The organism is Pseudanabaena biceps PCC 7429 (assembly GCF_000332215.1).
Taxonomy (GTDB): domain Bacteria; phylum Cyanobacteriota; class Cyanobacteriia; order Pseudanabaenales; family Pseudanabaenaceae; genus Pseudanabaena; species Pseudanabaena biceps.
Map to the genome: position 1 here is coordinate 1 of NZ_ALWB01000253.1, position 8,005 is coordinate 8,005.

The 8,005-nt window shown below is 42.4% G+C and carries 6 protein-coding genes; 2 read left to right on the forward strand and 4 right to left on the reverse strand.

All coding sequences use genetic code 11. From position 1 onward, the window contains the following. Nucleotides 1–650 precede the first annotated feature (650 nt). Nucleotides 651–1,541, forward strand: a complete 891-nt coding sequence (locus tag PSE7429_RS19960) for a vWA domain-containing protein (protein WP_009629161.1) — start codon at nt 651–653, stop codon at nt 1,539–1,541. Between the two features lie 23 nt (nt 1,542–1,564). Here PSE7429_RS19960 and PSE7429_RS19965 read toward each other — a convergent pair whose 3' ends face one another. The 4 genes from PSE7429_RS19965 to PSE7429_RS19980 all read right to left on the reverse strand — a co-directional run bounded on the left by PSE7429_RS19965 (nt 1,565) and on the right by PSE7429_RS19980 (nt 6,801). Next, nucleotides 1,565–2,395 (reverse strand): septal ring lytic transglycosylase RlpA family protein, encoded by an 831-nt coding sequence (locus PSE7429_RS19965; protein WP_009629162.1) that lies wholly within the window; start codon nt 2,393–2,395, stop codon nt 1,565–1,567. 1,115 nt (nt 2,396–3,510) lie between these two features. After that, a complete protein-coding gene (locus PSE7429_RS19970) occupies nt 3,511–4,428 on the reverse strand; it encodes a pentapeptide repeat-containing protein (RefSeq protein ID WP_009629163.1) in 918 nt (305 codons plus the stop codon). Between the two features lie 114 nt (nt 4,429–4,542). After that, nucleotides 4,543–5,616, reverse strand: coding sequence for a glycosyltransferase family protein (locus PSE7429_RS19975; protein ID WP_009629164.1), 1,074 nt, complete (start codon nt 5,614–5,616; stop codon nt 4,543–4,545). 99 nt (nt 5,617–5,715) lie between these two features. Next, entirely contained in the window at nt 5,716–6,801 is a 1,086-nt protein-coding gene (locus PSE7429_RS19980; protein WP_009629165.1) for a DMT family transporter, read from the reverse strand. A gap of 713 nt (nt 6,802–7,514) precedes the next feature. Between PSE7429_RS19980 and PSE7429_RS19985 the strand changes: the two genes are divergently transcribed. Next, the gene (locus PSE7429_RS19985; RefSeq protein ID WP_009629166.1) at nt 7,515–7,814 is read left to right on the forward strand and encodes an HU family DNA-binding protein; all 300 of its coding nucleotides are present in this window, start codon (nt 7,515–7,517) and stop codon (nt 7,812–7,814) included. The last annotated feature ends 191 nt before the right edge of the window (nt 7,815–8,005 follow it).

Here is an 8,005-nt window from a genome sequence, read left to right on the forward strand (position 1 = left end):
ATCGCATCTGACGCACTGTTTCGTAACATTTTTCTATCATCGATTAGATGCGTTAAGTTCACGCTCAGCATTGTGTTCGCTGCTTTTTATTGTTGCTACTATATTATCAATTTCTTCCTTTATTTCACCTCCCCGAATCACCTATTGAGCCAAATCTTTTTTCTAGGAACGTAAGAGATAGCTAGGACAAATCAAAACCACAAATATGAGTGGCGGCGCGAAGCGCCGCCACTCATATTTGTGGTTTGCTGACTTAAATCATCGATAACAGTCGCCAAATGTATTTATACATAAAACCGAAGAAGAGAAGGCTGGCGCTTAACGCCGGCTTTCTCTTCTTCGGTTTTGCTTTTGTCCTAGCGCGATAAGCTTTCGATCAAAAGAACCCCAAGAAACTTTTTGAAAGTTTTGCAAAGCAAAACTTTCAAAAAGTTTCTTGGTTTGGATTTGAGCGTAAAGCGTTGTAAAACACTTTGCGCTCAAAATTGAACCAAGAAATTTCTTGTAATTCGTTTGTTCGGAAATAGCTGTAATAAATCGCTTAAGTTAAATAGCTGAATTTTGGACAGGAAGTTTTTTATTTAGCTTACCTTTGCTAGACTGAGATTAATTCTTGAGACATACTAAATAAGGAATCGGGTAAGTTTAATATGCCTTACTCAGCAGAAATTAGCCGTCGCCAACCCAGTTGTTTCCTATTCCTCATTGATCAATCTGGATCGATGGCGGATGCATTTTCTCATGATAGTGCTACTAAGGGAACGACCAAAGGAGCGAATGAAAGCTTACATAAGACAAGCGAATCGATCCAAAAGGCGCAGGCTGTTGCCGATGCCGTAAATCGTTTGCTTGACTCTCTTGGACAAAGATGTGTCAAGGGTAATGAGATTTATGATTATTTTGATGTTGGTGTAATTGGATATAACAGTGAGGTTGCATCGGCGCTGGATGGTTTGGCTGGGGAAACAGCGATCGCACCCATTGGCAAGATTTACGAAAATCCTGTCGAATTGGAAAAACGCGCTCAGAAATTACCTGATGGTATGGGTGGGCTAGTAGAAGTCTACAATGATTTTCCCATCTGGTTTAAGCCGATCGCTAGCGGTGGTACGGCGATGTGCAGTGTATTTGCCCTCGCGAGAATTCTACTAACGGAATGGATTGAAAAACATCCCAATAGTTATCCACCCACAATTATCAACATTACCGATGGGGAGTCTACCGATGGCGATCCAACAGAAGAAGCGATCGCACTCAAAAAATTGAGCACTACTGATGGGTCGGTGCTGCTTTACAATATCCATCTTTCGGCTGAGTATACCCAGCCCGTATCTTTCCCTAATACGGCGGAGGTGCTGAGCGATCCCTATGCCAGATTAATGTTCGATCTATCTAGTCCTCTTCCCTATGCCGCTCAAAAGGCGGCGGAAAAAGAAGGCTATAAAATTAATCCCGATGCGAGGGCTTTTATGTTTAATGCCGATCCAGTTAAACTAATTCAGTTTCTCGATATCGGGACGCGCACGGAAAACCTAAGGTAAAGCGAGATCCTGCCAATTTCATCCTAGTTATTCTTGGGCGGGACTAATACCGTGGCGGTAATTGGGACAACGCCAACCTCATCGCTGTTAAGGGCGATCGCTGCGGCATGGGACAAATCAAGATTGCGATCGCCGACATAGGGACCGCGATCGTTAATCCTTACTACCACAGAGCGACCGTTATTCTGGTTAGTAACTTTAAGATAGGTGTCAAAGGGCAAACTGGGATGCGCCGCCGTAAAATCCTGCTGCTCGAACTGCTCACCCGAAGCAGTCTGTCTACCTTGAAAATAGGGACCATACCAAGAAGCAATCCCATCAATTTGTTCATTAGTGCTCGCCAATTGAAACATCTGTTTTTGCGCTTCAACCAGAGTTAGCGGCTCTGCGCCCGCACTAACGCGCAAATTGTTAATCCATTGAGTCAAGTTGAGCGAAGGATTAACTACCTCAGACTTAGGCAGTTTAAATAAAATATCGTTTTTATATTTACCAATGTATTCACCATTGATGACTACTGGTTCGAGCCTATTAGGATCGAATTCTGGACTATTCATGATGAGGGCAAGTTTCGCGGTAACGATCGCTGCTTTTGGCAAATCTTTAAGCCAAAATGTAGGCTGTCGATTGACCATGATCATCCATTCATCATCTGACTTTAAGCGGAGTTCGATCGCATATTTGGGCTGATTAAGATTTGTTGAATTGCCATTATTTGAGTGCAATTGTCTATTGGCTATACAGAGCTCGCAGTCAATTCTATGGTTTATAAATTTAGTAAAAAAAATTGGTGAGGACGCACTAGAAATTAGCGAACTCAAAGAGATCGCCACGATCGATGACAGACTGGACATAAGCTTTAGATGTTAAGCAACAAAGATGTTTAGAAAGATGTTTAGAAAGATATTTAGAAAGATGTTTAGTCGAAAATAAGCTTACATAATCCCTATACAACTATGTGGAAAAGTATGTGAAAAAGTATGTGGAAAAGACCTATTTATTGGATTTTAAGAATTAAAAGACTAGGGTTGGTATTAAATCAGTGAATTTTAAATTTACGAGCTTAATATATGAGGTTTGAAATTACTTTAAGATAATGACCATTTTTTAAACTACGATATTAGTGGGGATCGCAAATCATCCTTTAGAAAGAGATAAAACTTTTTGTATACAATTTGACAGAAAAATTCAGTTAAAACTTTGCCGAGTATCGCCATCTAGGACATAAAACCCAAAAGAGGGTTGCCGCGCTCCGCGCGGCAACCCTCTTTTTGATATATTTGGCGGCAGCTATATGTTGCTCCTTTCCCAGTGAATGGTTGGCGGTAGTTCGCCTAGAAGGTATGCGCTGCTAGAGTTTTTTAGTTTTGGTTTGAGCGCAAAGGGTTGTCGAGGCTAAGTCAGGCAATTTTGCTGATGTTTGCTCGATTTTTTATCGGTAATCTATGGACATGTCTCGGATAATTCCTCTATAGCGTGGATTGCTAACTAAAACTTGGCGATACCCGCTATTTTATTTTGTACGATAATCCTCATTACAACTATAGCTTTTATCGCTTGTAGGGCTAAAGAATCCAACCTAAGAGGAGAAGGCAGCACGAAGTGCTTCCTTCTCCTCTTAGCTAACGTCAGTTCGGGTTAAGCTAGCAAATTTTCAAAGCCCAAAAGTAAAAGCCTTGCTTAGCAAAGCTTTTACTTTTGGGCTTTGAGAAGGGGGGTGCTTAATCCGCACTGACGTTATACCAAAGCTCAAAATGGCTACGCCATTTTGAGCTTTGAAAACCCTTACTGGGTTTGGGGTTTAATTCACAAAAGTGTTGTCACACTTTCGTGAATGGGTATTAGTTAACTTAACGATAGCTAAGACAAATCAAAACCTCAAAGATGAGTGGCGGCGCGAAGCGCCGCCACTCATCTTTGGGGTTTTGATTTCCTAAACAAACCTTACGTTGCTATAGAGGAAGCAAGATCAAGAATATATCGATCCATTGGGCATTGTCGCACCCTGAAAGTTAACATTTGTTAGCTTGACCATAATTTTTTCGCCAAAGCCTACCTTCGCACCGCTTAAATTTGCCCCACTTAAGTTAGAGCCACTCAAGTCCGCACCAATTAAATTTGCCCCACGAAGATCGGCATTTTGTAAATTAGCTTGAAATAGATTTGCCCGAAATAAATTTGCCCCCTGAAGATTTGCTCCCTGAAGATTAACCCGATGTAAAAATGCATCCGCTAAATCGGCGTTACTTAAATTTGCATAACTAAGATTGCGACCTTCGAGATACTTTTCCCGAAGATTGGCTCCCCTGAAATCGGCTCCAGTTAGATCGGAGTTAGGAGAACGATCTGAAGATTGGGCTGATTGGGACGAAGCACTCTTTGATCTCGACCGATCATAGGACTGATAGCTAGATTGGGAAGATTGATAGGTCTGATAGGACTGAGATTGATGTGGGCGATAACGCTCGGAAGCTGGTTCCGCTTGTTGTTTGGCTTGATAAGTATTTTGATGATAAGTACTTTGATAAGCATTCTGATATTTACTTTGGTACTTAGCTTGCTGCTTAGTTTGTTGATTAGTTTGCTGCTGGTATGAGCGATCGCGCGGGGTAGAACTTTGATTTGAGTTTTGATTTGAGTTTTGATTTGTTTGGCTTGTCTGTTTAGACTGTGTGGAAGCATTCAGTTCGGCAGCTTTGCGTAAACTATCCCTTGCATGGTTGATTTCTTTCAGCCTTTCTTGGGCTTGTAATTGCTGCTGGACATTTTCCCTAGGAATGCGATCGGGATGCCACTGCAAAGCTAGGGCCTTATAAGCCTTATTGATATCTTCTAAAGTCGCGTTAGATGTCAAACCTAGAAGTTTGTAGCATTGCTCAATTTGCATAGGTGTCGATTCCTCAGCGCTCAAGATTTTTTAGTTTACGCTGACAATCGATCCCCAGTGTATCAAAACAACCAAGTCAAAGTTTATCGCGTAAATTTAATTGCAAGCTGAGCGTTAATGTAGATAATCCCAAATCGCTTGAGTGATAGTTGTTTCACCATGCATCTCTAGCTGCTGGGCAGGAGCTGCGGCTGGAGCCTGAAATGAGGCTGACAAAAACGACCAATCACCCTCATAAAATTCTTGGGGTGAGATAATGAGATGCTGGGCGTAATTTTTGACACCTGAGATCAAATTTTCTGCTTCTAAAAATCCTTGACGGGTGAGACAGACTACTGGAATGCCTACCCTAAGAGCTTCGGCTAATGTGCCATAGCCGGGTTTTGTGACTAAGCGATCGCATATTACCATGAGATCCACTGGGCGGAGGCGATCGCAGTTAGCTTTGGTCAGATTCGGCAGGTCGGGGGCGCTACGATCGAAGGTAATAAATTGCCAATCTGGAAAGTTGGCTAAATTTTGATAGGGAATTGATTGCAAACTCAAGCCGCCAAAAGTAAGTAGCGCTGTCGGGCGATTGCTGTCTAGATTAAACTTTTCCCGTAAGTATTCAGGGTCATACTTGGGCTTTGCGCCTGTTAAACCAACGTCTTGCCGATGGGGGAAGCAATGCATCGGTTCGGCAAAGGGTAAACGAAAAAGGCGATCGCAATGGCTGTAGGATTCCGCCAACCAATCCGCCAAGGCAATAAACTTCCCCCCCCAATCGCGATAGATAAAATCCCAACCAAAATTTCCTGCCATCCAGCAGGGAATCTTTGCCGCCTTGGCAATTTCGCCAATCATGGGAGGAATATCCCCAAATATTAGATCGACTTGATTTTCTTGTAAAAACTTCACCTCTGCGGCAATTAAATCTGCCTTTTGATCGCGAATTTGTTGCCATGCGGCGAAGGTTGCCTCACGATCAACCTGCAAACTATCGATCTGGATTACGCCGACATCAAATACTCGCGGATGGTAAACAAAATTGCCTTCGAGATATTCTTCCAATAACCAACGCGGTGCTGTCGTTGCAATAATTAATTTCGTATCAGGCGATCGCTGCTGCAATTCGGCAAGGACTGAAGCAGTGCGTGTCACATGACCAAAACCGTGATTGGTGATTGAAATATACAAAGTAGGCATAGGCTTATTCGCGTCTTGGCGATTAATCTAGAAATTTATTCTGGAAATTTATTCTGGAAGTTATTTGGGAAATTTATTTGGGAAATTTATTTGGGAAATTTATTTAGGGAATTTATTTAGCGACTCATTGCTAGTCTGCTGCAACACAGGCAAGGGCGCACTAATGGCAACTTGCTCCTTTGGCGGCAGCATCTTTTCGTTCGGAAAGCTTAACGAGTCATCGTGATCCTCAATAGTATCAGTATCCTGTCCTGCGTCTCGCACGCTAACTAGATAAATGCTACTTAAAGTCAAAATTACGCCGATCCATTGGGCTAAGGTTAAGTTTTCGCCCAAAAATAGGCTGCTAAATAGAAGTGCAAACACTGGAGTCGAAAAGGTCAAGGCACTCAGGGCTGTCAAACTACCCGATGAGGCAAAAAAGAAAAATAAACCATAGGCGATCGCGCTACCCATAATCGCCATATAGGTCATCCCCAACCAGCCCCAAGCATTCAGATCTTGCCATTGTTGCTGCTCGATCTGGTAGGAAAACAATAATAAAGGCAATCCCCCAATAATCATGTGCCATCCCGTAGCCATCACTGGGTCGGCATAGCGCACCACGGGACGGATTAAAATCGTCCCGATCGCCATCGATAGAGAAGCGCCCAGCATAAACCATTCGCCGAGGGTAAATATTCCTGCATCTAGAACAGTTTGCAGATCGCCTGCGAGGAGAGCCGCCATCAGTTCCGCAGGCAAGCCGATTAGTCCAATTCCCACAACTCCAACCAACAGCCCAAGAGTAGCACCAATGCCAATTCTTTCTTTGTATAGCAATGCTGCCAACAAGGCAACGGCAAGGGGTTGAGAGTCAATTAACAAAGAACCCAGTCCCGCATTTGTTCGTACTAAGCCCTGAGCCAAAAATCCCTGAAACATCGACCCATCAATTAAGGCAAACAAACTAATCCATAGCCATGCTTGCCACCCTTTGGGCTGTTGTCTCCCAAAATATGCTGCTCCCACTACCAACAATATTCCTGCGGGGATCAAACGCACCGCCGCCATAAACATCGGACTTGTTTGAGGTAACAAGGCTTTCATCACCACCATCGCTGTCCCCCATAGAAAAAATGGCGCAATTATTAGGGGTGACTGACGAGTTAGTCCAGAATTACTAGCTGGCGTTGATGATTGCATATTTTATGATTTAAATAAGAATTGCGAAGAGAATTGCAAATTTTGATTGCAAATTTTGATTGCAAATTTTAATTGCAAGAATGCTAAGAAGTATTAACAATAATATAGCGATCGTTACTCTTGTTCGGTAATGACCCCGAAATAATGGCGTGCAGCAGCTACCTATAGCAACAAACCCTAAAGATGAGTGACGGTGCGAAGCACCGTCACTCATCTTTAGGGTTTTGTTTTGTGCTCACTATATCTAGCGAAGTCGAAGCCTCTCACAACTCATTTAGGATTGCTCTATAGCAACGTAAGGTTTGTTTAGGACATAACATTCCCAAGATGAATGGCGGCGCTTCGCGCCGCCATTCATCTTGGGAATGTAGTTTTATCTGGAAAAACTTCGCTAAGCATCCCAAAAACTTGAACTTTTGTGAAGTGCTTGCCCTGTATGCATTACACTATTCTCAAAAAAGATCTGATACTCAAAAGCCTTTCTGGAAGCGCATTGTAAGGATTATATCAAGAATTTGAATAATAAGTATTTAAAAAAAACTGCTCAAATCTATATAAATTAACCATTGTGTATATACACAAGTGGCAAGTTGCTATTAGAATGATCAAACAGAAGTCATAGTCAGTGCGGCTTTTGCAAATTGCGATCGCATAAACAATACTCTGACATTTAACTCATACTCATACTCATCCATATATTTAAGGGGAAACCTATGAACAAAGGTGAACTAGTTGATGCTATTGCAAAGAAAGCAGCCGAAAAGGGCTTGTCAGTTAACAAAAAGACTGCTGACGAAGTCCTCTCTGCAACCCTTGAAGTAATCATTGACACTGTAGCTGGTGGCGATAAAGTAACTTTGGTTGGCTTTGGTTCCTTTGAAGCTCGCGATCGCAAAGCCAGAGAAGGACGTAATCCTAAGACTGGTGAAAAGATGGAAATCCCAGCTACTAAGGTTCCTGCCTTCTCTGCTGGTAAGTCTTTCAAAGAACAAGTCAGCCCTCCCTCTGACTAATTCTCTTGAAAAAAGAGGAAGCGCTAAGCGCTTCCTCTTTTTTGTTTTAAGGAATTTGATTTGCCTCAAAATATTGGATGAACGAATATAGATATCACTAGTCGAAGAGATGTGGCGCATCTCTTCAACTAGTAATAAGTAATACCAATTCCCAAAAGTGTGGCTACACTTTTGGGAATTAAAAACCAAAC

Excerpts from the sequence above, each read along its gene's own strand:
- PSE7429_RS19975 (WP_009629164.1), bottom strand. The coding sequence starts at position 5,616 with ATGCCTACTTTGTATATTTCAATCACCAATCACGGTTTTGGTCATGTG.
- PSE7429_RS19960 (WP_009629161.1), top strand. The coding sequence starts at position 651 with ATGCCTTACTCAGCAGAAATTAGCCGTCGCCAACCCAGTTGTTTCCTA.
- PSE7429_RS19980 (WP_009629165.1), bottom strand. The coding sequence starts at position 6,801 with ATGCAATCATCAACGCCAGCTAGTAATTCTGGACTAACTCGTCAGTCA.
- PSE7429_RS19965 (WP_009629162.1), bottom strand. The coding sequence starts at position 2,395 with ATGTCCAGTCTGTCATCGATCGTGGCGATCTCTTTGAGTTCGCTAATT.
- PSE7429_RS19970 (WP_009629163.1), bottom strand. The coding sequence starts at position 4,428 with ATGCAAATTGAGCAATGCTACAAACTTCTAGGTTTGACATCTAACGCG.
- PSE7429_RS19985 (WP_009629166.1), top strand. The coding sequence starts at position 7,515 with ATGAACAAAGGTGAACTAGTTGATGCTATTGCAAAGAAAGCAGCCGAA.